This is a genomic window from Sphingomonas sp. BL-S-29 (assembly GCF_055521495.1).
Map to the genome: position 1 here is coordinate 3,221,552 of NZ_CM145482.1, position 24,099 is coordinate 3,245,650.

Genomic DNA, 24,099 nt, shown 5'->3' on the forward strand with positions numbered 1-24,099 from the left:
ACAGCCCCTGTTTCGGCCCCGATTGATGCTTTTTCGCAGCCTGTTTTCCGCTGTCATGCCGTAACAGGGAAAATCGACCATAACTCCTTGTAAATTCAACGCTTATTTGTCTTGAAAATCCAACGTTACAGCGGAAGGAAAAATGTCGGCCGCGTGGCGACCGAAAATGGGCGAAATGCCTCCGAAACCGGTTGGAAAGCCGCGCTGCTGTCTTGCCGGTGTAACCGGATCGGCGTACCGCCTGCGAACAAGTCGCAAAAAGCGGCAACGCGTAAAGGGGTCTCAGGAAGGATGTACGATGAGTCCCGTTATAGCTGTGCCTGCCCCATCCATGACAGCGGCGATTCTTGAGGCAGTGCGAAGCTGGCGCGTCGCGCGCGACACGGGTAATTCGATCCAGCCTGCCTTGTACGCGCCGCTCGAAACGCGGGGTTACGGCCTGCTCGCCCCGGTGCTGGATGGCCTGCTGACTCTGTTCGAGGCAGCGTCCCGCCGCCGTTTCGATGCCGGCGCACCGTCGGACAGCGCGATCACGCACGACGAGCACCGGCTGCTCGATCTGCTCGAGGGCGATGACGTGGCACCGCCGACCGACCAGCTTCGCCCCGATCTCGTCGCGGCGTTGCGGGTTGCGGTGCGCTCCTGCCGGATCATGCTGCGCTCGATGATCCGCCCGGAGACCGCCGCGCTCGCCTGACGTCGCTTCGCGCGTGCATCCGCACGCCGATCCCGATAGGTTTCGGCAACCAACAAATGGGAGAGATGCATGCGGGCCCTCGTCACTGTCAGCCTGATAGGCGCGGTTGCGCTGTCCTGCGTCCAACTCTCGGCGCAAACCACGCCGGCGCCCGCCGCGAAGCCGCCGGTCGGCCAGGGCGAGAATGGCGACTGGGCGTTCATCAACCGCTATCGCGAGGCGAACCAGCCGCTGCTTGCCGCTGCAGATCCGAAACGCGTCGTGTTCATGGGCGATTCGATCACCCAGGGCTGGGCCGAGCAGCCCTTCATCAAGGGCAATGCCCATTTCGTCGGCCGCGGCATTTCCGGCCAGACCACACCGCAGATGCTCGTCCGTTTCCGCAGCGACGTGGTCGCGCTCAAGCCGGCGGTCGTGCACATCATGGCCGGCACCAACGACGTCGCGCAGAATACCGGCCCGACCACGCCCGAGGAGACCGAAGGTTATGTCGCCGGCATGGTCGAGATCGCGCGTGCCAATGGTATCAAGGTCGTGCTCGCCTCGATCCCGCCCGCGATCGAATTTCCCTGGCGCCCGGGCCTCGAGCCCGCGCCGAAAATCAGGGCGCTGAATGCCTGGCTAAAGGACTATGCCGCGCGAAAGCACGTGGTCTATGTCGACTACTGGCCCGCTATCGCCACGCCGGAGGGCGGGATGAAACCGGGTTACGCGCATGACGGCGTCCATCCCAATGCCGAGGCCTTTGCCGCGATGGCCCCACTCGCCCAGGCCGCGATCGACAAGGCAATGCGAACACGATGACCCAACCACACCGTTCGTCCTGAGCTTGTCGAAGGACTGTTCTTTCTTTCGTCCGGCAAGAGAAAGAGCAGGGCTTCGACAAGCTCAGCCCGAACGGAATTGGGTGGCTGCTACGGCGCCTTCCATCCGATCTGCCGGTCGGCCCAGGCGATGAAATATTTCATGTTCGGCGCATCGGTGTGCCCGCCGTCATGCTGGCGCCAGGCGAGTTGCCCATCGAGCATGTCGGTCAGCACCGGCGGCTTTTGCGCGGTACGATAATCGTTACCGAGTCCAAGGTCCTTCGCGCCGAGCAAGGTCCATGCCTGCCCTGCCGCAACGGTCGCCATATAGCTCCCCTGCTGGTCGAGCCAGTTGGCGTCGCCCTTCTCCGGCACGCCATAGCTGATGAAGGTCGGCCGCGGTGCGCACAGCGCGATCAGCTGATGCGCATCGACCGGGATGTCGCCTGGCGTCTTCGCCCCGAACGTCGCCTTGGACGCGCCATATTTCAGGAAGTTGCCGGCCATCCAGTGATAGCCGCCAGTGCCCGTGAGGTTCTCGACCGCCTCGCCGAAATTGCGGCGGTGCGGCTTGGCCCCGCCCTCGCCCGACGATCCGACCAATACCATCGCGAACCGCTGGTCGAACGCCATGGTGATCAGCGCAGCCTTGCCGTAACGCGACACGCCTTCGATCCCGACTCGCTTCGCGTCCACCGCCGGCACCGTCTCGAGATAATCGAGCGCCCGGCTCGCACCCCAGCCCCAGGCCCGGAGCGCACCCCAATCCTCAGGCTTGCGCGGATGGCCCTTGTTGGTCAGCCCGATGATCCCGCTGCGCAGCCCGGCGCCATTGTCGCCCTGGATGCTCCCCGTATCGACCAGCGCGACGCCCCAGCCGGCGGCGATCAGGTCGGAGATGCGACCGTCGCTCGGCGGCGCCGGAAAGAAGCTAGGCGGACTGACGAAGACGAACCCGGGATGCGCCTGGAACGCCGCGGCCAGTGAGGGGTCGCGCGCGACGAGATCGGCCTTCATCGCCGCGTCGATCTTCGCCGCTTCGTCGGCGGTCGGCTGGCTCGGCGCCGGATAGCGCGCCGCGCCGAACATGATCAGCACCGGCACCGGTTTGGTCGTCTCGGCCGGCAGCACCAGGGTCATCCGGATGCCGACCTCGATCGCCGGATAGGCGCTGTTGTCGACCCGGCCGATCAGCTGCTTCGCGACGATACGCTTGCCGCTGATATACTCATTGTCAGTGCTCGCGACCGACCAGCTGACCTTGGGCACATTGGACGGGATGCGCCCGACCACCTCGCGCTCGAACGCCTCGACGATCTCGGGCCGGCGTTGCTTCCACCAACCATCCGCGGTGGTGACCTTCCTGCCGTTGTTCAGCGTGAGGATCTCGGGCCAGTCGGGAAAAGGGTTCGCCCTGGCGGGATCGTAATTGGCCGGGTTCGGCCCATCGGGCTGGCCGCTATGGCCGGGGCGCAGGGTCTTGATGCCGAGCTGGTCCATCATGTTCTGATGGTCCTGTTCCGCGGTCCACGGCGTCACCGCTCCCTGTTGCGACCCGCCTTGCTGCGAGAGGGCCGGCGTCGATCCGGACATCGCCGAGCCGGACAGCATGGCGAGAGCGCAACACGAGCGCAGCAACGCGATTTTCATGGCAATCCCCTCCAGGGTGGACGCCTGCGCGCCTCACATCATATAGGATATACGGCGAGGACATGATTGCAATCGCGATTGTCGGCAAGTCGACGGGGTGGGCCATATTCTCTCCCCCTCGCCCTCGCCGCACGCTATGCGACGCGAAACGAGGAGGATGCCAATGCCGCTTTACGCCATCGACGGAAAACAGCCCGTGGTCGGAACCGACGTATGGGTCGCGCCCAGCGCGGATGTGATCGGCGACACGCATCTGGCCGATGAATCGAGCGTCTGGTTCGGCGCTGTCATCCGCGCGGACAACACCCCTATCGTCATCGGCACGCGCAGCAACATCCAGGAAAGCGCGATGTGCCATTCCGACCCAGGCGCGCCGCTGACGGTCGGCGCCGACTGCACCATCGGCCACCACGCCATCCTCCATGGCTGCACCATCGGCAACAATGTGCTGATCGGCATGGGCGCGATCATTCTCAACAACGCCGTGATCGGCGATGGCTGTATCGTCGGCGCGAACGCCCTGGTGACGGAGGGTAAGGTGTTCGAGCCGAACAGCCTGATCGTTGGCAGCCCGGCCAAGGCGATCCGCACCCTGGACGAGGATGCCGCGGCGATGCTCAAGGCGTCCGCCCAGCATTATGTCGACAAGGGCAAGGCGTATAGCGCGGGGCTGACCAGGGTCGGGTGATCCGCGCGATTACCGCGTCGGGTAATTCGGCGCCTCGCGCGTGATCGTCACGTCATGGACATGGCTCTCGCGCAGGCCCGCGCCGGTGATCTGTACGAACCGCGCGCGCCGCTGCAGGTCCTCGATCGTCGCCGATCCCGTATAGCCCATGGCGGCGCGGATGCCGCCAACCAGTTGATGGATCACGTCGCGTGCGGGGCCTTTGAAAGCCACCTGGCCCTCGATCCCCTCGGGCACCAGCTTGAGCTGGTCCTTGATGTCGCCCTGGAAGTAACGATCCGCTGAACCGCGACCCATCGCGCCAACCGAGCCCATGCCGCGATAGGATTTATAGGCGCGTCCCTGGTACAGGAAGCTTTCGCCAGGGGCTTCTTCCGTGCCGGCGAGCAGCGAGCCGATCATGCAGGCCGATGCGCCCGCCGCGAGTGCCTTGGCGAGATCGCCCGAGGTACGCAGGCCGCCATCGGCGATCACCGGCACGCCGGCCTTTAGCCCGATCTCGGCGCAATCCATCACTGCGGTGAGCTGCGGCACGCCGACGCCGGCGACGACGCGCGTGGTGCAGATCGAGCCCGGGCCGATGCCGACCTTGATGCCGTCGGCACCCGCATCGATCAGGGCGCGTGTCGCCTCGGCGGTGGCGACGTTGCCGGCGATGACCTGCACTGAATTGCTCAGCCGCTTCACCCGCTCGACCGCGCGCGCTACGTCGCGATTATGGCCATGCGCGGTGTCGATGACGACGAGATCCAGCTCCGCGTCGACCAGCGCTTCGGTCCGCTCGAACCCCTTGTCCCCGACCGTCGTCGCCGCCGCCACGCGCAGCCGCCCGGTCGCGTCCTTGGTCGCGTTGGGATAGGTCACCGCCTTCTCGATATCCTTCACCGTGATCAGGCCGATGCAGCGGTAAGCCTCGTCGACGACGAGAAGCTTCTCGATGCGGCGCTGATGCAGCAGGCGGCGCGCTTCCTCCTGGCTCACACCCGGTGCGACGGTCGCGAGATTCTCATGCGTCATCAGCTCCGCGACCGGCTGGCGCGGATTGCCGGCAAAGCGAACGTCGCGGTTGGTCAGGATGCCGACCAGCTTGCCGCTTGCCTCGACCACGGGGATGCCGCTGATCTTGTTGCGCGTCATCAACGCCTGCGCTTCCGCCAGCGTTGCCTCGGGCGCGATGGTGATCGGGTTGACCACCATGCCGGATTCGAAGCGCTTCACCGCCCGCACCGCCGCGACCTGTTCGGCGACTTCGAGATTACGGTGAAGCACACCGATACCGCCGAGCTGCGCCATGACGATCGCCATGTCGGCCTCGGTCACCGTATCCATGGCCGAGGAAAGGATCGGGATGTCGAGCGCGATCTCGCGCGTCACTCGTGTCGCCGTGTTGGTCTGGCTCGGGACGATGTCGGACTCCGCCGGCACGAGCAATACGTCGTCGAAGGTGAGGCCGAGGCGAATGTCCATGGGGTGCCAGTTTCCTGCGGGGAGCGAGTCGTGGCGGTCCATGTAAACAAGGGGCCGCTGCTGCGCTAGGGGCCCCGCCACTCGTGTCGCATTTCGCTATAACGGCCCCGCCAATCTGCTAATCTGAAGATGGCGGCCGTGCCTCTCGCGGCTCATTGTCGGGGTTTCACAGCATGACTCTCACGCTCGCCGGCCTGGTTCTGGTCGCCGTCATTTTCTACTTCATGACCAGCATCAAGGTCGTCCGCCAGGGCTATCAATACACCATCGAACATTTCGGCCGCTTCACCACCGTCGCGCGGCCCGGCCTCAACTTCTATCCGGCCTTTTTCTACCGGGTCGGCCGGCGCGTGAACATGATGGAGCAGGTGCTCGACATTCCGGGCCAGGAGATCATCACCAAGGACAACGCGATGGTCGCGGTCGACGGCGTCGTGTTCTTCCAGGTGCTCGACGCTGCCAAGGCCGCCTATGAGGTCAGCGATCTCTATCTCGCGATCATGCAGCTCTCGACCACCAATCTGCGCACGGTGATGGGTTCGATGGACCTGGACGAAACGCTGTCGAAGCGCGACGAGATCAACACAAGGCTGCTCCAGGTGGTCGATCAGGCGACCGAGGCATGGGGCGTGAAGATCACGCGCGTCGAGCTGAAGGACATCCGGCCGCCCGCCGATATCGTCAACGCCATGACTCGCCAGATGAAGGCCGAGCGCGAGAAGCGTGCGACCATCCTCGAATCCGAAGCGGCACGGCAGAACGAGATCAACCGCGCCGAAGGCCTGAAACAGGCGCAGATCCTCGAGGCCGAGGGGCGCAAGGAAGCCGCCTTCCGCGACGCCGAGGCGCGCGAACGCTCGGCCGAGGCCGAAGCGACCGCGACCAAGATGGTGTCCGACGCGATCGAGGCCGGGAGCAGCCAGTCGCTCAACTATTTCATCGCGCAGAAATATGTCGAGGCGGTGGGCAAGTTCGCCACCTCGCCCAATGCCAAGACGATCCTGTTCCCGGTCGAGGCGACTCAGCTGATCGGCACGCTCGGCGGCATCGGCGAGCTCGCGCGGGATGCCTTTGCCGACCGCGCGTCACCGCCCGCACCGCGTCCGCCGGCACGCCCGCGCGGTCCGTTCGAAGGAGGCCCGCAATGATCTTTCTCGGCTTCGTCTGGAGTCATGGTGCGCTCTGGCTCGCCGCCGCGCTGGCGCTGGCCATCGCGGAGTTGATCGCGCCGGGTTTCTTCATGATCTTTCTCGCGGCCGGCGCGGCGCTGACCGGCTTTGCATTGCTCGCGCTGCCGGGATTGCCGCTGCTGGTGCAGGCGGTGCTGTTCGCCCTGTTCACCACCGCGGCGGTCGGGCTGGGCCGGCGCTGGTACCACCAGAGCGAAGTCGCGACCGAAGATCCACTGCTCAACGACCGCACCTCTCGCCTGATCGGGACGACGGCCGAAGTGTGCGACGCCATCGCCGGCGGCGAAGGCCGCGTGAAGGTGGGCGACGGCGCCTGGAAGGCCCGTGGTCCTGACGCGGCCGCGGGCGCGCTGGTCCGGATCGTCGGGGCGACGGGCAGCGTTCTGCTGGTGGAGCCTGCCTGACGATTTGGGCTTGATTCAAATGCGGCGGAGATTGTCGCATGAGGCGCTGGACCGGATGCGTTGCGACGGTCCTGCTCTTTCTTATCGTTGGTCCGGACGCTCCCTGGGTTCCGGCTCCTCACCCCACGCATCGCCCCGGACGTGTTCCACGGTCCACCGTGCCGCGTACAACGGGTTTTCGCACTTGTGGGGGTTTTCGCACTTGTGGACCGGTGGATGCCGGAACAAGCCCGGCATGACGGACGTAATCGATGCGCTCACCCGTTTGGAGCAGCCTCCATTCCCTGATCCATCCGAAAATTCCCTGTTATGCCGTGCAGAATTCTGGAGTGACCCCCTTTAGTGAGACACGTTAATTAGAGAGAGCTCGGTTGCTTGTTTGAAGGGCTGCTGCGCAGCAGCCCTTCGCATGGTTTCCTCATACTCGTCGGGCGACCTGTAGGCCAAGGCGGAGTGCAGGCGCTGGCGATTGTAGACCTGCTCGATGAAGGTCCCGATCCGCTCGCGTGCGTCGGCGAGGTCGCGATAGCCGGTACCGTCGACCTCCTCCTGCTTCAGGGTCTTCATGAAGCTCTCGGCCATGGCGTTGTCGTAAGGGCAGCCCGCACGGCTCATGCTGGGGATGATGCCGGCGGCTTCGAGCCGGGCGATGTACGCGCCGCAAGCATATTGCACGCCTCGGTCGGAGTGATGGACCAGACCGTCCGCGGTCACCCTGCGTCGCTCCAGCGCCATGGCGAGCGCCTCGAGCGCCAGCTCGGCGCGCAGATGGTCCGCCATCGCCCAGCCGACCACCTTGCGGCTGAACGCGTCGAGGATCACCGCCAGATAGACGAACGCCTCGGCCAGATGGACATAGGTGATGTCCGCCACCCATAGCTGGTTGATCGCCATCGGTTGCATCGCGCGCGCCAGATTGGGCCACACCCGCCAGCCGTGCCGCGCATCCGTCGTCGCCGGCCGGAACGTCCGACCCCGCAGGCACAGCAGATTGTCCTCGCGCATCAGCCGGGCCACCCGCTTGTGGTTGACGCACCAACCGTCACGCCTGAGCAGCGCGGTGATCCGGCGATAGCCATAGAAGCGCTGCGCCAGGCACAGCCGCTGCACCTGATCGCGCAGCGCCGTCTCTTCCACTTTTGGCGCATGCTCGCGCCAGCGCCGGTAATAGCTGGCCCGGCTTACCCCGGCCAACTGGCACAGCGCCTCTGTCGACAGCGCCGATCCCTCGCCTTGCGAACCCGTCATCGCCTGGATCTCGGCGAAGACGTCGTCTCGCCAGCACCGTCGCTCGGCTGGCGTGACGCCTCGATACGCCGCAAGGCGCCTTTGAAAAAATCCAGCGCCACCTGCTGCTCGCCGATCTTGCGCTGCAAGGCCTCGATCTGACGCTGCGCTGTGGCAACATCGCGGATCTCACCAACCGCCGCCTGGCTAGCCATCGCATCCGCTACGCGCCCCGGACGACCCGGATCGCGCAGCGCCTGCTCCCCGCCCGCCCGCACCGCATTGCGCCACCGGTACAGCAGATTATCCCTGATCCCCAACTCGAGCGACAAGGCTGACACCCGCTCGCCCGACTCAATCCGACCCACAACCCACAGCTTGAACCCCCGGTCGTGCCGTCGTCGATGGTCCTTCGACATTCTTGCCCTCCATCCAGAGAGCTCTCTCTTATTTCATGTCTCAGTCTAGGGGGTCATTCCAATTCCCTGTTATCCAATAACAGGGAATTCCGGATCAAGATCCTGATATACAGACATAAAATCTGCACAAACACGCGCGAAAACGGGCAAAAAAACGAAATTCCCTGTTAATCGCCCATAACAGGGAATTTCCGGCTCGCGCCTGACCCTCAGCTCTTGCCGAACAGGCCCTTGGCGAAGCCGGCAATCTCGTTCATCGGATTGCCGTCACCGTCCTGGTCGATCATCCCGCCGACCTTGCCGAGCATGCCCGAGCCTTCCAGCAGGCCGGCGAACTTCCCCAACGCGCCTTCGCCGCCGATATGGCCAATGATCTGCTGCAGCGTGTCCTCCGGCAGGCCGGTGGACGCGGCCGCCGTCGCGACCGTATCGGTGGGTGCCGTATGCGCCTGGCCGAGCGCGGTCACCGCGCTCTCGACCTGTTCGGGGGTCAGCCCGACCTTGGCCGCGAGGTTCTTGATGTCGACATTCTGGGCCACTTGTCCCAGCAGTCCGTCGAGCAGTCCCATGATGCGTTCCTAAGGCCATTTGATGTTCGGCCAGTGTATCACGGTACCGGAAGCAGCGCGAGGTCGGGTGCCGCGAATTTGCGCCGGGCCGCCACGGAAAACAGCCGGTTGCGGCTGTAGAAGCCAAGCGGCCAGTCGCGCGTGCCCATCGGACTCGCGAGCAAGGCATTGACGGCGTCGACAAGAGGCTCGTTCGCATCACGGCCGGCAAGGTGCAGGCGAATGCCCGCCACGAACACATGCGTGATCGTATCGTGATAGCCCTGGGTGTCGTCATTCACGCCGCCAACGCTCTCATTGTAGCGCGCGATGATCTCGCCGATCCGCGCATCGGCATCCACATCGGGGCGGTCGCGGATCAGCCAGAGCGTGGCGGCGAGATGCGCCTCGTGAGTCCATTCGGCGCGCGGCAAGGTGCACGCGAGCAATCCTTCCCCGATCCGGCGGATCGAGGCGTCGTCAGCAAAGGGTCGGTACGAAAGGTCGGTCATCGATCGGGCTTTCTCTGGCCCGATCGATGACCGGGTCGGTTACGCGGCTTCTGCGGTCCTGGGAGCGGCCTGGCGCACCCCCTCGTCCACATCGTCCGCGAATTGCGCGAAATTATCGACGAACAGGTCGACCAGTCTGGCCGCCGTCGCGTCATATTCGTCCTTGTCCGGCCAGGTTTCGCGCGGATCGAGGATCGCGGTGTCGACGCCCGCGACGCTGACCGGGACCCGGAAGCCGAAATTGGGATCGGTACGGAATTCGGCGTTGTTCAGGCTGCCGTCCAGCGCGGCGTTGAGCAGGGCGCGGGTCGCCTTGATCGGCATGCGCCGGCCGATGCCGTATTTCCCACCGGTCCAGCCGGTATTGACCAGCCAGCAATCCACGCCGCCCTTGGCGATCCGCTCCTTGAGCAGATTGCCGTAGACCGACGGGTGCCGCGCCATGAACGGCGCGCCGAAGCAGGTCGAGAAGGTCGCATCGGGCTCGGTCACGCCGATCTCGGTGCCGGCGACGCGCGCCGTGTAGCCTGAGAGGAAGTGATACATGGCCTGTTCCGGGGTCAGCTTCGAGATCGGCGGCAGGATGCCATAGGCGTCCGCCGTCAGCATCACGATGTTGCGCGGCACCGGCCCCATATTCTCTTCCGAGGCATTGGGGATGAAGTCGATCGGATAGGCGCCGCGGCTGTTCTCGGCGAGGCTGGCGTCGTCGAGGTCGAGCTGGCGCGTGACATTGTCCATCACGACATTTTCGAGGATCGTGCCGAACCGCTTGGTGGTCGCGAAGATTTCCGGCTCGGCATCGGCCGACAGGCGGATCATCTTGGCGTAGCAGCCGCCCTCGAAATTGAATACCGCCGTGTCCGACCAGCCATGCTCGTCGTCGCCGATCAGCGTGCGCGACGCATCGGCCGACAGCGTGGTCTTGCCGGTGCCGGACAGGCCGAAGAACACCGCGGTGTCCCCCTTTGGCCCGATGTTGGCCGAGCAATGCATCGGCATCACGCCGGTCGGCGGCAGCAGATAGTTGAGCAGGCTGAACACCGACTTCTTCATCTCACCCGCATAGCGCGTGCCGCCGATCAGGATCAGCTTCTCGGTGAAGCTGACCGCGATCACGGTCTCGCTGCGGCAGCCATGGCGCGCCGGGTCGGCACGGAAGGTCGGCAGGTCGATGATGGTGTATTCGGCCTCGAAGCCGCGCAGCTCGCTCTCTTCCGGGCGCACCAGCATGGTGCGGATGAAGCTGTTGTGCCAGGCAAGCTCGTTGACGATGCGCACGCGGACGCGGTGTTCCGGCTGCGATCCGCCGAACAGATCCTGGATGAACAGGTCTTCCTTTTCCTTCAGGGCGGCAATGAAGTCGGCCTTGAGCGCCGCGAAATGCTCCGGCGTCATCGACTTGTTGCTCTTGCCCCACCAGACGGTGCTCTCGGTCTCGGCGTCGCGGACGATGAACTTGTCCTGGGCCGACCGGCCGGTGTGCTGGCCGGTCTCGACGACCAGCGGGCCCTCGGCGGACAGCTTGCCCTCGCCGCGCGCGACGGCGGCCTCGATCAGGCGGGCCGTGACCAGATTCCAGTGCAGGGTAGCGCGTGTTTCAATGCCCTGCGCTTCGAGGCCTGCATCGGGAATACGATCGCTCACGGTCCTTGATCTCCTGTTTCGGGCGTGCGGTCGACACCGCTGGAATACTATCGTGACACGAGTCGCGCATATCGCCAGGAACGGGCAATTGTCCAGTCGAGACAATCGGACTGGGTAACCATATTTCGCATTGAGTTGAGCCCTGGGTCAGTTTGGACTAGTCCACCCGCAACAGCACAAGGGTTGCACCGCCGATGACGGCTTCGATCGCGCTCGTCGACGACGACCGCAACATCCTCACCTCCGTATCGATCGCGCTCCAGGCCGAAGGATTCGTCACCCGGGTCTATTCCGATGGAGAAACGGCACTGAAGGCGCTGATCGAGAATCCGCCGGACCTCGCCATCTTCGACATCAAGATGCCGCGCATGGACGGGCTCGAGCTGCTCCGGCGGCTGCGCGAGAAGAGCACCACCCCGGTGATCTTCCTGACATCCAAGGATGACGAGCTGGACGAGGCGCTCGGCCTGGCGATGGGCGCCGACGACTATATCTCCAAGCCCTTCTCGCATCGGCTGCTGATCGCCCGGATCCGTGCGATCCTGCGCCGATCGGAGCTGGCTGTGGCGGGCACCGCGGGCGAGGATGAGAATCCGGGTGGCACGCTGGTCCGCGGACGGCTGTCGATGGACACGGCCAGGCACAGGGTGACCTGGAACGACGCCGGCGTGACCCTGACCGTCACTGAATTCCTGATCCTGGAAACGCTGGCGCAGCGACCGGGCATCGTGAAGACGCGCAATCAGCTGATGGATGCCGCCTATCACGACGACATCTATGTCGACGACCGCACGATCGACAGCCACATCAAACGCGTGCGCCGCAAGTTCCGGCAGATCGACCCCGAGTTCGATGCCATAGAGACCTTATATGGCGCGGGTTACCGATTCTCCGAGGAATGACGATCGCGAGCTGACGCTTCGCTGGTCAGGGCAGGTATCGCTCACGCCGCGCATCCTCGCGGTCAACATCATCGCGCTGGCGATGCTGGCCGGCGGCTTTTTCTACCTCGACAGTTATCGCAGCCGGATCGTCGACAACCGCGTGGCGCAGGCGAGCCGCGAGGCGCGGTTGATCGCCGAGGCGATGGGCGCGGTCACGCCGGATCGCCACAATATCCTCGCCCTGCGGCTGGCGCGCGACACCGGCGCGCGCATCCGGGTTTATGACAACCTGGGCAAGCTGGTCACCGACACGCGCGCGCTCGGCCTTCGCAACGTCGTGCTTCAGGATCCCGACAAGGAGGATTGGCAGCAGGACACGGCACGCTTCCTCGACGCGGTGATCGACACCGTGGTCGGCGCGCCTCGGGCGCCCCTGTACCGCGAGCGCGCCGAGGGCCTGGAATGGCCCGATGTCCATACCGCGCGCAGCACCGAGAGCGCGCCGGCGACAGTATGGCGCGCACCCGATCGGACGCCGGTGATCACGGCGGCGGCGGCCCTGCCGACCGGCGGCGTGGTGATGACCACGGTCAACGCCCGGGATATCACCCAGACGGTGCGGGTCGAACGCTTTCGCCTCGGCGTCGTGCTGGCGATAGTCTCGGCGATCTCGATCCTGCTCTCGCTGTTCCTCGCCCGGACGATCGTGCGCCCGTTGCGGCGTCTCGCGCGCGCCGCGGTGCGGGTGCGGCTGGGGCGCGCGCGCGAGGTCGTGGTGCCCCGCCTGCCCTCGCGCCGCGACGAGCTGGGCATGCTCGCCCGCGCCTTGTCGGACATGAGCCTCGCGCTGCGCGCGCGAATCGACGCGACCGAGGCCTTTGCCGCGGACGTGACGCACGAGATGAAGAACCCCCTCGCCTCGCTGCGGTCGGCGGTCGAAGGGCTCAATTCCGTCAAGGACCCGGAACTGCAGGAGCGGCTGCTGGCGATCGTGCGCGACGATGTGCACCGGCTCGACCGGCTGATCACCGACATTTCGGAGGCCTCGCGCCTCGACGCGCAGCTCAGCCGCGCCAAGTTCGAGGATGTCGATATCGGCGCGATGATCGCCGCCCTGCTCGATCAGCGCGCCGAACGCGGCGTCGAGCGCGACATCCAGATCCGCTTCGACCAGCGCAAGGGCGAGACGCTAATCGCGATGGGCGAAGGCGGCAGGCTCGAGCGTGTGTTCGAGAACCTGATCGAGAACGCCGTATCCTTCTCGCCCGATGGCGGCCTGATCGTGGTGTCGGCGGCGCGGGACGGCGACGAGCTGGTCGTGCGGGTCGAGGACGAAGGCCCCGGCGTACCCGAGGAAGCACGCGAGCAGGTGTTCAGCCGCTTCCAGTCGCTCCGCCCCGATGGCGAAGAGTTCGGCAAGCATAGCGGGCTGGGCCTCGCCATCGCCCGGACCATTGTCGAAGGCCATCAGGGCGCGATCTCGGTCGAATCGCGCGAAGACCGCCTGAGCGGCGCGGGTTTCGTCGTGCGCCTGCCTATATCGGACAGAAGATGAGCGAGACGATCCATGCCTCGACCGTGGCGATCGGCGGCTATGCGGTGCTGATCGAAGGACCGTCGGGCGCCGGCAAGTCCGATCTGGCCCTGCGCCTGATCGATCGCGGCGCGGTGCTGGTGAGCGACGATTATACGATATTGGCCAGGGCGGACGACCGGTTGCTCGCCAGCGCACCCGCGACGATTGCCGGACGGATGGAAATCCGCGGCGTGGGAATCATCTCCGTTACCCATGTTGAGCCTGTGCCGGTGGCGCTGCTGATCCGGCTCGGCGCGCAAGTCGAACGCCTGCCGGAACCCGCGCCGCGCTGGTTCGAGGGCGTACTGGTACCGGCGATCGCCCTCGATCCGCGCGAGGCTTCGGCGCCGATCAAGGTGGAACTTGCCTTGAAGCACCTGCTAGAGCGCGCGCCATGAAGCGCGACCCCAAGGATATATTGCTCGTCACCGGCATGTCGGGCGCGGGCAAGTCGACCGTGCTGCGGACGCTCGAGGATCTGGGCTGGGAGGTGGTGGACAATCTGCCGCTGCTCCTGCTCGACCGGCTGCTTGGCGCCCCTTTGCCCGAAGGGGCCGAGCGGTCCTCGCAGCCGCTCGCCCTCGGTATCGGTGCCCGCACCCGCGATTTCGACCCCGATCGGATCGTGAAGCGGATCAAGAAGCTCCGCGAGGAACACGGCCATGACATCGGCACCCTGTTCCTCGATTGCTCTGGTGGCGAGCTCGAGCGGCGCTATTCGGAGACGCGCCGGCGCCATCCGCTCGCGCTCGATCGCCCCGCCTCGGACGGCATCGCACGCGAGCGCGAGTTGCTCGCGCCGCTGCGGCGCTGGGCCAACCGGCTGATCGATACCACCAACCTCACCGGCAATGAGCTGGCGCAACAGGTGCGATCGACCTTTTCAGGCGAGGGACTTGGCGAACCGACGCTGTCGGTGATGTCGTTCGGCTATGCCCGCGGGCTGCCGCGCAACGCCGATCTGGTGTTCGACATGCGCTTCCTGCGCAATCCCCACTGGGTACCGGAGCTTCGTCCCGGAACGGGTCTGGACAAGGATGTCAGCGCTTATGTCGCGGCCGATCCGGCCTATGATATGGCGATGACGCAGATCGAGTCGCTGCTGCTGTTCCTGCTCCCGCGTTACCGGGCCGAGGGGAAATCCTATGTCACCATGGCCTTTGGCTGCACCGGCGGGCGGCACCGTTCCGTGCATGTGGCGGAGCGAGTGGCCGCAAGGTTGCGCGACGAAGGATTTTCGCCCACGGTCGCGCACCGCGATCTTGCTGCAGCGCCGCAAGACTCGCTTGAGGGTGCGGCAGAAAATGCCCAAGGGGACGGTCTTTCAGTGAGTGAAACTGCAATGAAAGAGTCGGGGCAATGATAGGCCTGGTTCTGGTGACGCACGGACGCCTCGCCGAGGAATTCGTGACCGCGATGGAGCATGTCGTCGGCAAGCAGGAACGTATCGCGACGATCGCGATCGGCCCTGACGACGATATGGAGGCGCGCCGCGCCGACATCGCCAAGGCGATCGCCGCGGTCGACAGCGGGCGCGGCGTGATCGTGCTGACCGACCTGTTCGGCGGCACGCCCTCCAATCTTGCCATCTCGCTGATGGAGCGCGGCCGTATCGAGGTCATCGCGGGCATCAATCTGCCGATGCTGATCCGGCTCGAATCGGCCCGCAAGGCAATGAAAGTGGTCGATGCCGTCGCGGCAGCGCGCGAGGCCGGGCGTAAATATATCTCGGTAGCCTCCGAGGTTCTTGGCGAGGCGGCTGCCTGATGCCGGTCAGTCGCACGGTCCTGATCACCAACAAGCGGGGGCTCCACGCCAGGGCAAGCGCCAAGTTCGTCACCCTCGCCTCGACTCAACCCGTCGAAGTCGCGGTGGAGAAGGATGGCGCCGGCAGCGTGACCGGCACCTCGATCATGGGCCTGATGATGCTCGGCGCGGCGATGGGCGATTCGATCGTCATCAGCGCCGAGGGCGACGGTGCCGAACAGGCCGTCGGCGCGCTGTGCCAGCTGGTCGAGGCCAAGTTCGGGGAGGAGTGAGCCTCCCATGCCCCGCGAGATCACCGCTTATTCCAACCCGCTCATCAAGCGCGTGCGCGCGCTTCGCGAGAAGCGGCACCGGCGCGAGGAAGGCCTGTTCCTCGCCGAGGGCCTGCGCATCCTCACCGAAGCGCGCGAGAGCGGCCGCCTGCCCCAATATCTGTTCTTCGCCCGCGACAGCGCCAACCACGCCCTCGTCCGCGCGCTGATCGCCGATGTCGAGGCGGCGGGCGGCGAAGCGATCGAGACGGTGCCCGACATCCTCTCCAAGCTGTCCGGCAAGGACAACCCGCAGGCCGTGGTCGGCGTCTTCGCTGAATTCGCCACCAGCCTTGAAAAGCTGGACCGCTCGAGCGCGACGATCTGGCTGGTCGCCGAGCGGCTGCGCGATCCCGGCAATCTCGGCACGATCCTGCGCACCGGCGATGCCGTCGGCGCGGGCGGGCTGATCCTGATCGGCGAGTGCGTCGATCCCTTCTCGGTGGAGGCAGTACGCGCGAGCATGGGGGCCCTGTTCACCGTGCCGATCGTCCAGGCCGGCTGGGCCGACTTCGTCCCCTGGCTCCGCGCCGGCCTGGGGCAGCTGGTCGGGCTGAGCCTCGACACCGAGCACGACTATCGCGCCGCCGCCTACACCGCCCCCACCTTCCTGCTGACCGGCAACGAAGCGCAGGGCATGCCGGCCGATTACGCCGCCGAATGCGACCTGCTGGTGAAAATCCCGATGCTCGGCAAGGCAGACAGCCTCAATGCTGCTGTCGCGACGGCGGTTATGGCCTATGAAGTACTCGCACAGACAAAGCCTTCGCGCGGCTGAACGGGTGCGTAACGACCGGTTCAGCCTGGCTTGCCTATCCGGCGGCCGAGGAGACCCGAGATGAAGTTCGCGCTTGCCCTGATCCCCGCCCTGCTGATTGCAGACGCCGCCGCCGCGCAGCCGCGCGAGGTGCCTTACAAGGCCGTCGGGACCGAACCAGGATGGGCACTGACCATCGAGAAGGGCCTGATCCGCTATGTCGGCGACTATGGACGCACTCGTGTGACGACCGCCGCGCCCGTGCCCCGGCCGAGCTTCAACGGCCTGCGCTATGTCACGCCGCGGATCACGATCGACGTCACGCGCGCGCGGTGCAGCGACGGGATGAGCGACCGCGACTATCCCGACAGCGTGACCGTGACGGTCGGTCGCAAAACCGTGCGCGGTTGTGGCGGTGATCCGATCGTCAGCGCACCCCACGCCCTGGTGATCGAGGGCAATTGGGAGATCCAGGCGATCGAGGGCCGCATGGTCCGCGGCCCCCGCGCGGCGACGATTTCCTTTTCCGGCAATACGATCAGCGGCAACAGCGGGTGCAACAGCTTCCGCGGCTCATTCCGTTTCGAGCGCGGCTATCTGGTCACCGGCCCGCTGATGTCCACCAAGATGGCGTGCATGGGCCCGGCGATGGTGCAGGAACAGGCGATCATGTACCTGCTCGGCCAGCGGTTGAGCGTGATCAGCAATCGCGACGGCAAGCTGGTACTGAGCGCCACTGGTTTGCGCACTCTGGTGCTGGTGAAAGCTGGGCCGCGCATCCACTAACCCTGGCGCCGCACATATCGCCGGAACCTCGAACCTTGCCCTATCGTTGAGCCCTGCAATAATTGCAGAGGGGGGCTCGATGACCGCGCGAAAGATAGTGGATCCGGCCGACCAGAACGGGCCGCTGAACCGGCGCGGGCGCGCCTGATGGGCCTCCCGTCGAACCAGGGTTCGGACGTCTTCATCGGCGCCAGTGAAATGGCGTCGCTGATGCGCGCCAAGGATTGGTCGCAAACCTCGCTCGGGCCGGTCGCCCACTGGCCCGAGGCGTTGCGCGTCGCCGTCCGCATTCTGCTTACCAGCAAGTTCGACATGTGGATCGGCTGGGGTCCCGACGTCGCCTTCCTTTATAATGACGCTTATCGCCCCACGCTCGGCCTGAAGCATCCGCGCGGCCTGGCGACGCCGACCTCGGTTCTATGGTCGGAAATATGGTCGGATGTCGGGCCGTTGATCCAATCGGTCTATGAAACCGGCGAGGCCACCTGGAGCCAGGCGCTGCTGCTGTTGCTCGAACGCAGCGGTTATAGCGAGGAGACCTATCACACCTTCTCCTACAGCCCGATCTTCGACGATAGCGGCGCCGTGGGCGGCCTGCTGTGCGCCGTGGTCGAGGAAACCGATCGCATCATCACCGCCCGCCGGCTCGAAACGCTTCGGGCGCTTGCGTCGGACCTGACCGGGATGGACACGATATCGGCGGTAACCAGCGCCACCAGTGCGCGCCTGGCCGGCAACCCGCACGACCTCCCCTTCACGCTCCTCTATCTGTTCGAGGACGACGTCGCGCGGTTGATCGAGCAGACCGGCTTCGGCGCACCGCACGCCGCGGCCCCCACCAGGATCCGGCTCGACGAAATCTCGCCCTGGCCACTTGCCGGGGGCCAGGCGATCGTGTCGCTGGCCGACAGCGAGGCACTCCCGCGCGGCGCCTGGAACAAGCCGCCCGAGCACGCAGTGGTGCTTCCGTTACAACGTAGCGGCAGTGAGTTTCCGGTCGGCGCCCTGGTAGTCGGGCTCAACCCACATCGCCGCGCGGATGCCGACTATCTCGGGTATCTCGACCTTCTCGCCGGTCAGATCTCGTCCGCGCTGGCCAGTGCCGAGGCTTATGAAAGCGAGCGTAGTCGTGCCGCCGCTCTTGCCGAAGCCGGCCGACTCCGCGAGGCCGCGGCGGAGGCGTTGCGGCAGGTCAATGCACGCCTTGCCTCGGAGGTCGAGGCCCGCACGCACGAACGTGACCGCCTTCGCGCCCTGTTCCAGCGCGCGCCCGGCTTCATGTGCGTGCTGCGTGGCCCCGACCATGTGTTCGAGTTCATGAACGAAGCCTATCTCCAGCTGATCGGCCACCGCCATGTGCTCGACATGCCGGTGCGCGAGGCGCTGCCGGAGATCGGCGGCCAGGGTTTCTTCGACCTGCTCGACCAGGTCTATCGTACGGGCCAGCCTTTTGTCGGGCAGAACATGGCGGTCGACCTGCAGCGGGAGCCGGGCAGTCCACTGGAGAAACGTTTCCTCAATCTCGTCTACCAACCGATCGTCGAAGGCGACGGGACGATCACCGGCATTTTCGCCGAGGGTCATGACGTCACCGATCAGGTCCGCAGCGAAGAAGCCCTGCGCGCGCTCAACGCCGATCTCGAACGTCAGGTGATCGAGCGTACCCAGGCACGCGGCATGACCTGGCATCTCAGTCCCGATCTTCTCGGTGCACTGAATTCACAGGGTTATTTCGAAACGTCGAACCCGGCGTGGAAGAGCCTGCTCGGCTGGAGCGAGGAGGAGGTCGCAGGCATGTCGATCTTCGAAATGCTTCATCCTGACGATGTCGAACGCACGCGTGGCGGCTTCCAGCTGACTCAGCAGGGCGAGCCGGCGATCCGCTTTCCCAACCGCTATCGCTGCAAGGACGGCGGCTATCGCTGGATTTCCTGGGTCGGCATCCCCGAAGACGGCATGGTCTATTGTAGCGGGCGTGACATCACCGAGGAAAAAGCCGCCGAGGCCGAGCGCGACCGGTTATGGACGCTGTCGGAGGACATGCTGGCACGTGCCGACTATCAGGGCGGCATGGTGGCGGTGAACCCCGCCTGGACCAAGGTACTGGGCTGGTCCGAGCAGGAGCTGCTGACCAACCCCTATGCCGATATCATCCACCCCGACAATGTGCCGGCCGTGACCAGCGCGCTGGAGGAAATGGGCCGGACGGGGCAGCCGACCCGGTTCGAGAACCGCATCCTGTCGGCCGACGGCGAGTGGATTCCGATCGGCTGGACGGTGTCGCCGGAGCCGGACGGCGTCCATTTCATCGCCGTTGGACGCGACCTGAGCGAGGACAAGGCTCGCGAACGCGAACTGCAACTGGCGCAGGAGGCCCTTCGCCAATCGCAGAAGATGGAGGCAGTGGGTCAGCTCACCGGCGGTATCGCCCATGATTTCAACAATTTGCTCGCTGGTATTGGCGGCAATCTCGAACTGCTCGAGTTGCGCATCGGCCAGGGTCGGTTGGCCGGACTGGAACGGTATATCGGTGGCGCACAGGACGCGACCCGTCGCGCCGCGTCGCTGACTCAGCGCCTCCTCGCTTTCTCCCGCCGCCAGACTCTCGACCCCCGGCCTACTGACGTCAATCGCCTGATCGCCGGTCTCGAGGACCTGATCCGCCGTACCGTCGGCCCCAGCGTCGACGTGGAAGTCGTCGGCGCGGGCGGACTATGGCTGACCCGGGTCGATACCTCCCAGCTCGAGAACGCGCTGCTCAATCTGGCGATCAACGCGCGCGACGCGATGGCGGGCCATGGGCGCATCACGATCGAGACCGCCAACAAATGGCTCGACGATCGCGCCGCGCGTGATCGGGAATTGCCGCGCGGCCAATATGTATCGCTGTGCGTGACCGATACCGGATCCGGCATGACACCGGATATCGTGGCCAAGGCGTTCGACCCGTTCTTCACGACCAAGCCGATCGGCCAGGGGACGGGGCTCGGCCTGTCGATGATCCACGGCTTCGTCCGCCAGTCGGGCGGACAGGTGCGAATCTACTCGGAGCCGGGCAAGGGTACGACGATGTGCCTGTATTTCCCGCGTTTCACCGGGGAACTCGGCGCAGGCGACGAAGGCGAGCAGGAATTTGCAGACCAGGGTCATGGCGAAACCGTGCTGGTGATCGACGACGAGGCGATCGTGCGACAGCTCGCGGTCGAGATCCTCGAGGACGCCGGCTATGCCGTCATGGAGGCCGTGGACGGGCCCGCGGGGCTGAAAATCATCCAGTCCGCCGCGCGCATCGACCTGCTGGTCACCGATGTCGGGCTGCCCGGCGGGTTGAACGGCCGCCAGGTCGCGGACGCGGCGCGCATCACGCGGCCGGACCTGAAAATTCTCTTCATCACCGGCTATGCCGAGAATGCGGCCGTCGGAAACGGCCTGCTCGACCCGGGCATGGAAGTGATCACCAAGCCCTTCACTGTCGTCGCGCTGGGCAACAAGGTGCGGGAGATGCTCGACCGGTAGATGCTGCCTCGATTGGTTACTCCGCGGCTTCGTTCAGCGAACCATCGATCAGGATCGGCGTGTCGCCATAGCGCGCCAGTGCTTCGACCGGTTCGACACCTTCGATCTCACGCGCGCCGGGCTCGATATTGAGGTCGCGCAGCTTGCGGGCGGTCACCAGAGTCCGGCTTTCGAAGCTGCTGACGAAAACATTGTAGTTGTTCACCGCTGACGTCAGTCCGCCACCCACCTTGCGCAGATCGCCCGCTGCCTTCGCCAGCCGATCATACAGTTCCTTGCCCAGTTCGCCGATCTGGCGCGCTTCCTTGGCGAGTCGTTCCTGCCGCCACACGGCGGAGACAGTGCGCGCGATCGCGATCAGGTTGGTCGGTGTGGCCAGCAGCACGCGCTTCTCGAAAGCGAAATCCCACAAGGTCGGATCATGTTCGAGCGCGGCGGAGAGGAAATGCTCGCCCGGCACGAACATGATCACATAATCGGGCGCATCGGCGAACTGGCTCCAATAGGCCTTGTTGCCCAGGCCGTTGACGTGCGCGCGCATCGAGGCGGCGTGCGCCGCCAGGCCGATCGTCCGCTGCGCCTCGTCGACCGAGCCGAACGCGTCCTGATAGGCGTTGAGCGAGACCTTGGCGTCGATCACCAGCGATCGCCCGCCCGGCACCTTGATGATGGCATCCGGGCGAAGCCGCCCACCCTCGTCGCCGCCGGAAATGCTGACTTCAGTCTGGAAATCGGTATGTTCGGATAACCCACAAGTTTCCAACACATTCTTGAGCTGCTGCTCACCCCAGCGGCCGCGCGATTTCGGCGCGTTGCGCAGTGAGTTGACCAGCTTGGCCGCTTCGCTGCTGACCTTCTCCTGCCCGACGCGCAGGCCCTCTAGCTGGCCCTTGAGCTGGTCGAACGCGCCCTTGCGCTCATTCTCCACCTTGGTGACGGTTTCCTCATATTTCAGCAGGCGGTCACTGACGGGCTGGAGCATCGATTTGAGGTTCTGGCCGGCCGTCTCTTCGGATTGCTTGAAGCGAGCCTCGGCGCGCTCGAGGAACTGCCTCTGCGCGTCGTTGAGCAGCTTGGCGGCGGTCTCGTTGAAATGGCCGGTCATCGCCTCGCGCGAGTTCTTGAATTCAGCCAGCCGCGCCTCGAACGCCTCGGCATGAGCGCGAAGCGTGGCGTTCTCGGTACGGAAACCGTCCCGCTCCTCGCGGGTGATGTCGAGCTGGTCGCGAAGCTGCGCCGCCGTGCGAGCCCGTTCTTCCGCCCCCGCCAGGTCGATGATCGCGCGCTTGAACTCCTCGGTACGCGCGTCGAGTTCGGCCCGGATCTCGGCCACGCCGCGCTTGCCCAGCCACCAGCCGATGGCCAACGCCCCCAGGATGGCAAAAACGATAATGACGAGGGTAATCGGGTCCAACTTCTGCTCCTCCGGAACGAAGCGCGAACTTACCGCCCCGGGGCCGCGTTAACAAGTGCCGCGGGTTTCGGTTGGCCGCGCCGATCATGGCCGAGTCGTCGCAAAATAGGATCATGCCGAGCTTGCGGCCGGCCGGCCGTTCGCTACGACTGCGCGCCATGCTGACCGACATCGCCATCTCGCGCGCCACCACCCTGAAACCCATCAACGACATCGCCGCCCGGCTCGCCATCCCGCCCGAGGCGGTCGAGCCCTATGGGCATTTCAAGGCGAAGATCGATCTGGCGCGCGTTCCCGCGACCGGACAGGTCGGCAAGCTGATCCTGGTCACCGCGATCAGCCCAACGCCGGCCGGCGAAGGCAAGTCGACCACTTCGGTCGGCCTCGCCGACGGCCTCAACCGCATCGGCCGCAAGACGGTGCTGTGCCTGCGCGAGCCATCGCTTGGCCCCTGTTTCGGCACCAAGGGCGGCGCGACCGGCGGCGGCTACGCTCAGGTAGGGCCGATGGAGGACATCAACCTCCATTTCACCGGCGATTTCCACGCCATCACCAGCGCGCACAACCTCCTCGCGGCGATGATCGACAACCATGTCCATTGGGGGAATGCGCTCGACATCGACGTTCGCCGCATCGTGTGGCGTCGCGTGCTCGACATGAACGACCGGGCGCTGCGCGACATCGCCCAGTCCCTGGGCGGCCCGGCCAATGGGTATCCGCGCGAATCCGGCTTCGACATCACCGTCGCGTCGGAAGTGATGGCCATCCTGTGCCTGGCGAGCGGGCTGGAGGACCTTGAGGACCGGCTCGGCCGGATCGTTGTCGCCTATACACGCGACAAGCGCCCGGTGACGGCGCGCGACCTCAAGGCGGACGGCGCGATGGCGGTGCTGCTCGCCCAGGCGATCAAGCCCAACCTGGTGCAAACGCTGGAGGGCAATCCCGCCTTCGTCCATGGCGGACCCTTCGCCAATATCGCGCATGGCTGCAACTCGGTGATCGCCACGCGCGCGGCACTCGGGCTCGGCGACTATGTCGTGACCGAGGCCGGCTTTGGCGCCGATCTGGGCGCGGAGAAGTTCTTCGACATCAAATGCCGGCAATCGGGCCTGAAACCCGCCGCCGCGGTGATCGTCGCGACGGTGCGGGCGCTGAAGATGAATGGTGGCGTGGCCAAGGCCGATCTCGCCACACCTGATGTCGAGGCAGTGCGACGCGGCGGCGTCAACCTGGCGCGACATATCGAGAATGTGCGGCAGTTCGGCGTTCCGGCGGTCGTCGCGATCAACTTTTTCGGGACGGACACCGAGGCCGAGATCGACGTGATCCGCGATATCGCGGCCAGCCACGGGTCCGAGGCGGTCCTGTGCACGCACTGGACGGACGGCGGTGCCGGTGCGGAAGCATTGGCCGCCAGGGTCGCCGATCTGTGCGACCATGCCACGCCGCAATTCGCGCCGATCTATGACGACGATCTGTCGCTGTTCGAGAAGATCAACACCGTCGCGACGCGCATCTACCGCGCCGAGGAAGCGATCGCCGATCCGAGTGTCCGCGCGCAGCTCAAGCGCTGGGAGGATGCCGGGTTCGGCCATCTGCCGGTGTGCATGGCCAAGACTCAGTACAGCTTCTCGACCGATCCGGCGAAGCTGGGGGCGCCGACCGGCCATGTCGTGCCGGTACGCGAAGTGCGTCTGGCGGCCGGCGCGGGCTTCGTGGTGGCGATTTGCGGGGAGATCATGACGATGCCCGGCCTGCCGCGCGCGCCGGCAGCCGAATCGATCCGGTTCGGGGTCGATGGGGAGATCGAGGGCCTGTTCTAACGACAGGCCC

General features: G+C 65.5%; 23 protein-coding genes. 15 read left to right on the forward strand and 8 right to left on the reverse strand.

All coding sequences use genetic code 11. The features are described from left to right. Positions 1–331 precede the first annotated feature (331 nt). On the forward strand, positions 332–697 hold the full coding sequence (locus tag ACZ1I2_RS15295; RefSeq protein WP_465173287.1) for a hypothetical protein: 366 nt from the start codon (positions 332–334) through the stop codon (positions 695–697). Positions 698–766: 69 nt separating this feature from the next. Continuing rightward, a complete protein-coding gene (locus ACZ1I2_RS15300) occupies positions 767–1,501 on the forward strand; it encodes a GDSL-type esterase/lipase family protein (protein ID WP_465176671.1) in 735 nt (244 codons plus the stop codon). A 110-nt stretch (positions 1,502–1,611) separates the two neighbouring features. Here ACZ1I2_RS15300 and ACZ1I2_RS15305 read toward each other — a convergent pair whose 3' ends face one another. Then, the gene (locus ACZ1I2_RS15305; protein WP_465176670.1) at positions 1,612–3,153 is read right to left on the reverse strand and encodes a glucuronyl esterase domain-containing protein; all 1,542 of its coding nucleotides are present in this window, start codon (positions 3,151–3,153) and stop codon (positions 1,612–1,614) included. A gap of 163 nt (positions 3,154–3,316) precedes the next feature. Between ACZ1I2_RS15305 and ACZ1I2_RS15310 the strand changes: the two genes are divergently transcribed. Continuing rightward, positions 3,317–3,841, forward strand: a complete 525-nt coding sequence (locus tag ACZ1I2_RS15310; RefSeq protein WP_465176669.1) for a gamma carbonic anhydrase family protein — start codon at positions 3,317–3,319, stop codon at positions 3,839–3,841. Between the two features lie 9 nt (positions 3,842–3,850). Here the strand turns inward: ACZ1I2_RS15310 and guaB are convergent, their stop codons facing one another. Continuing rightward, entirely contained in the window at positions 3,851–5,308 is a 1,458-nt protein-coding gene (gene guaB, locus ACZ1I2_RS15315; protein WP_465173283.1) for an IMP dehydrogenase, read from the reverse strand. Positions 5,309–5,481: 173 nt separating this feature from the next. Between guaB and ACZ1I2_RS15320 the strand changes: the two genes are divergently transcribed. Together ACZ1I2_RS15320 and ACZ1I2_RS15325 are read left to right on the forward strand one after the other, a co-directional pair. Beyond that, positions 5,482–6,456, forward strand: coding sequence for an SPFH domain-containing protein (locus ACZ1I2_RS15320; RefSeq protein WP_465173282.1), 975 nt, complete (start codon positions 5,482–5,484; stop codon positions 6,454–6,456). After that, a complete protein-coding gene (locus ACZ1I2_RS15325; protein ID WP_465173281.1) occupies positions 6,453–6,902 on the forward strand; it encodes an NfeD family protein in 450 nt (149 codons plus the stop codon). Before ACZ1I2_RS15320 ends, ACZ1I2_RS15325 begins: the two co-directional genes overlap by 4 nt. A gap of 339 nt (positions 6,903–7,241) precedes the next feature. On the opposite strand, the gene ACZ1I2_RS15330 is transcribed toward ACZ1I2_RS15325, so the two are convergent. The 5 genes from ACZ1I2_RS15330 to ACZ1I2_RS15350 all read right to left on the reverse strand — a co-directional run bounded on the left by ACZ1I2_RS15330 (position 7,242) and on the right by ACZ1I2_RS15350 (position 11,255). After that, positions 7,242–8,150, reverse strand: coding sequence for an IS3 family transposase (locus tag ACZ1I2_RS15330; protein ID WP_465176237.1), 909 nt, complete (start codon positions 8,148–8,150; stop codon positions 7,242–7,244). Next, positions 8,147–8,548 (reverse strand): transposase, encoded by a 402-nt coding sequence (locus ACZ1I2_RS15335; protein WP_465172448.1) that lies wholly within the window; start codon positions 8,546–8,548, stop codon positions 8,147–8,149. The genes ACZ1I2_RS15330 and ACZ1I2_RS15335 overlap by 4 nt, the downstream gene beginning before the upstream one ends. Before the next feature lie 209 nt (positions 8,549–8,757). Beyond that, on the reverse strand, positions 8,758–9,117 hold the full coding sequence (locus ACZ1I2_RS15340; RefSeq protein WP_465173280.1) for a hypothetical protein: 360 nt from the start codon (positions 9,115–9,117) through the stop codon (positions 8,758–8,760). Positions 9,118–9,155: 38 nt separating this feature from the next. Beyond that, positions 9,156–9,608 carry a hypothetical protein gene (locus tag ACZ1I2_RS15345; RefSeq protein ID WP_465176668.1) on the reverse strand — a complete coding sequence of 151 codons (453 nt, stop codon included), beginning with the start codon at positions 9,606–9,608 and terminating at the stop codon, positions 9,156–9,158. A gap of 39 nt (positions 9,609–9,647) precedes the next feature. Further along, the gene (locus tag ACZ1I2_RS15350; RefSeq protein ID WP_465173278.1) at positions 9,648–11,255 is read right to left on the reverse strand and encodes a phosphoenolpyruvate carboxykinase; all 1,608 of its coding nucleotides are present in this window, start codon (positions 11,253–11,255) and stop codon (positions 9,648–9,650) included. 194 nt (positions 11,256–11,449) lie between these two features. On the opposite strand from ACZ1I2_RS15350, the gene ACZ1I2_RS15355 reads away from it, so the two are divergent. From ACZ1I2_RS15355 to ACZ1I2_RS15395, 9 genes are all read left to right on the forward strand, one after another. Then, positions 11,450–12,157 carry a response regulator transcription factor gene (locus ACZ1I2_RS15355; RefSeq protein WP_465176667.1) on the forward strand — a complete coding sequence of 236 codons (708 nt, stop codon included), beginning with the start codon at positions 11,450–11,452 and terminating at the stop codon, positions 12,155–12,157. Further along, positions 12,126–13,694, forward strand: coding sequence for a sensor histidine kinase (locus tag ACZ1I2_RS15360; RefSeq protein ID WP_465176666.1), 1,569 nt, complete (start codon positions 12,126–12,128; stop codon positions 13,692–13,694). Before ACZ1I2_RS15355 ends, ACZ1I2_RS15360 begins: the two co-directional genes overlap by 32 nt. Then, positions 13,691–14,113: an HPr kinase/phosphorylase gene (locus ACZ1I2_RS15365; RefSeq protein ID WP_465173275.1), complete on the forward strand. Its 423-nt coding sequence runs from the start codon at positions 13,691–13,693 to the stop codon at positions 14,111–14,113. Before ACZ1I2_RS15360 ends, ACZ1I2_RS15365 begins: the two co-directional genes overlap by 4 nt. Continuing rightward, a complete protein-coding gene (gene rapZ / locus ACZ1I2_RS15370) occupies positions 14,110–15,078 on the forward strand; it encodes an RNase adapter RapZ (protein ID WP_465173274.1) in 969 nt (322 codons plus the stop codon). The genes ACZ1I2_RS15365 and rapZ overlap by 4 nt, the downstream gene beginning before the upstream one ends. Continuing rightward, positions 15,075–15,482 (forward strand): PTS sugar transporter subunit IIA, encoded by a 408-nt coding sequence (locus ACZ1I2_RS15375; RefSeq protein ID WP_465173273.1) that lies wholly within the window; start codon positions 15,075–15,077, stop codon positions 15,480–15,482. Before rapZ ends, ACZ1I2_RS15375 begins: the two co-directional genes overlap by 4 nt. Then, positions 15,482–15,754, forward strand: coding sequence for an HPr family phosphocarrier protein (locus ACZ1I2_RS15380; RefSeq protein WP_465173272.1), 273 nt, complete (start codon positions 15,482–15,484; stop codon positions 15,752–15,754). Before ACZ1I2_RS15375 ends, ACZ1I2_RS15380 begins: the two co-directional genes overlap by 1 nt. A gap of 7 nt (positions 15,755–15,761) precedes the next feature. Next, complete coding sequence (locus ACZ1I2_RS15385) at positions 15,762–16,571, forward strand: TrmH family RNA methyltransferase (RefSeq protein ID WP_465173271.1); 810 nt, start codon at positions 15,762–15,764, stop codon at positions 16,569–16,571. Between the two features lie 60 nt (positions 16,572–16,631). After that, positions 16,632–17,336: an META domain-containing protein gene (locus tag ACZ1I2_RS15390; protein ID WP_465173270.1), complete on the forward strand. Its 705-nt coding sequence runs from the start codon at positions 16,632–16,634 to the stop codon at positions 17,334–17,336. Positions 17,337–17,483: 147 nt separating this feature from the next. Beyond that, positions 17,484–20,852: a PAS domain S-box protein gene (locus tag ACZ1I2_RS15395; protein ID WP_465176665.1), complete on the forward strand. Its 3,369-nt coding sequence runs from the start codon at positions 17,484–17,486 to the stop codon at positions 20,850–20,852. 16 nt (positions 20,853–20,868) lie between these two features. Here the strand turns inward: ACZ1I2_RS15395 and ACZ1I2_RS15400 are convergent, their stop codons facing one another. Next, positions 20,869–22,266, reverse strand: coding sequence for a DNA recombination protein RmuC (locus ACZ1I2_RS15400; protein WP_465173268.1), 1,398 nt, complete (start codon positions 22,264–22,266; stop codon positions 20,869–20,871). A 158-nt stretch (positions 22,267–22,424) separates the two neighbouring features. Between ACZ1I2_RS15400 and ACZ1I2_RS15405 the strand changes: the two genes are divergently transcribed. Then, entirely contained in the window at positions 22,425–24,089 is a 1,665-nt protein-coding gene (locus tag ACZ1I2_RS15405) for a formate--tetrahydrofolate ligase (protein WP_465177132.1), read from the forward strand. Positions 24,090–24,099: the final 10 nt, after the last annotated feature.

What these genes read in the sequence shown, in the direction of transcription:
- ACZ1I2_RS15295 (WP_465173287.1), top strand. Translation starts at nt 332, where the DNA reads ATGACAGCGGCGATTCTTGAGGCAGTGCGAAGCTGGCGCGTCGCGCGC.
- ACZ1I2_RS15300 (WP_465176671.1), top strand. Translation starts at nt 767, where the DNA reads ATGCGGGCCCTCGTCACTGTCAGCCTGATAGGCGCGGTTGCGCTGTCC.
- ACZ1I2_RS15305 (WP_465176670.1), bottom strand. Translation starts at nt 3,153, where the DNA reads ATGAAAATCGCGTTGCTGCGCTCGTGTTGCGCTCTCGCCATGCTGTCC.
- ACZ1I2_RS15310 (WP_465176669.1), top strand. Translation starts at nt 3,317, where the DNA reads ATGCCGCTTTACGCCATCGACGGAAAACAGCCCGTGGTCGGAACCGAC.
- guaB (WP_465173283.1), bottom strand. Translation starts at nt 5,308, where the DNA reads ATGGACATTCGCCTCGGCCTCACCTTCGACGACGTATTGCTCGTGCCG.
- ACZ1I2_RS15320 (WP_465173282.1), top strand. Translation starts at nt 5,482, where the DNA reads ATGACTCTCACGCTCGCCGGCCTGGTTCTGGTCGCCGTCATTTTCTAC.
- ACZ1I2_RS15325 (WP_465173281.1), top strand. Translation starts at nt 6,453, where the DNA reads ATGATCTTTCTCGGCTTCGTCTGGAGTCATGGTGCGCTCTGGCTCGCC.
- ACZ1I2_RS15330 (WP_465176237.1), bottom strand. Translation starts at nt 8,150, where the DNA reads ATGACGGGTTCGCAAGGCGAGGGATCGGCGCTGTCGACAGAGGCGCTG.
- ACZ1I2_RS15335 (WP_465172448.1), bottom strand. Translation starts at nt 8,548, where the DNA reads ATGTCGAAGGACCATCGACGACGGCACGACCGGGGGTTCAAGCTGTGG.
- ACZ1I2_RS15340 (WP_465173280.1), bottom strand. Translation starts at nt 9,117, where the DNA reads ATGGGACTGCTCGACGGACTGCTGGGACAAGTGGCCCAGAATGTCGAC.
- ACZ1I2_RS15345 (WP_465176668.1), bottom strand. Translation starts at nt 9,608, where the DNA reads ATGACCGACCTTTCGTACCGACCCTTTGCTGACGACGCCTCGATCCGC.
- ACZ1I2_RS15355 (WP_465176667.1), top strand. Translation starts at nt 11,450, where the DNA reads ATGACGGCTTCGATCGCGCTCGTCGACGACGACCGCAACATCCTCACC.
- ACZ1I2_RS15360 (WP_465176666.1), top strand. Translation starts at nt 12,126, where the DNA reads ATGGCGCGGGTTACCGATTCTCCGAGGAATGACGATCGCGAGCTGACG.
- ACZ1I2_RS15365 (WP_465173275.1), top strand. Translation starts at nt 13,691, where the DNA reads ATGAGCGAGACGATCCATGCCTCGACCGTGGCGATCGGCGGCTATGCG.
- rapZ (WP_465173274.1), top strand. Translation starts at nt 14,110, where the DNA reads ATGAAGCGCGACCCCAAGGATATATTGCTCGTCACCGGCATGTCGGGC.
- ACZ1I2_RS15375 (WP_465173273.1), top strand. Translation starts at nt 15,075, where the DNA reads ATGATAGGCCTGGTTCTGGTGACGCACGGACGCCTCGCCGAGGAATTC.
- ACZ1I2_RS15380 (WP_465173272.1), top strand. Translation starts at nt 15,482, where the DNA reads ATGCCGGTCAGTCGCACGGTCCTGATCACCAACAAGCGGGGGCTCCAC.
- ACZ1I2_RS15385 (WP_465173271.1), top strand. Translation starts at nt 15,762, where the DNA reads ATGCCCCGCGAGATCACCGCTTATTCCAACCCGCTCATCAAGCGCGTG.
- ACZ1I2_RS15390 (WP_465173270.1), top strand. Translation starts at nt 16,632, where the DNA reads ATGAAGTTCGCGCTTGCCCTGATCCCCGCCCTGCTGATTGCAGACGCC.
- ACZ1I2_RS15395 (WP_465176665.1), top strand. Translation starts at nt 17,484, where the DNA reads ATGGGCCTCCCGTCGAACCAGGGTTCGGACGTCTTCATCGGCGCCAGT.
- ACZ1I2_RS15405 (WP_465177132.1), top strand. Translation starts at nt 22,425, where the DNA reads ATGCTGACCGACATCGCCATCTCGCGCGCCACCACCCTGAAACCCATC.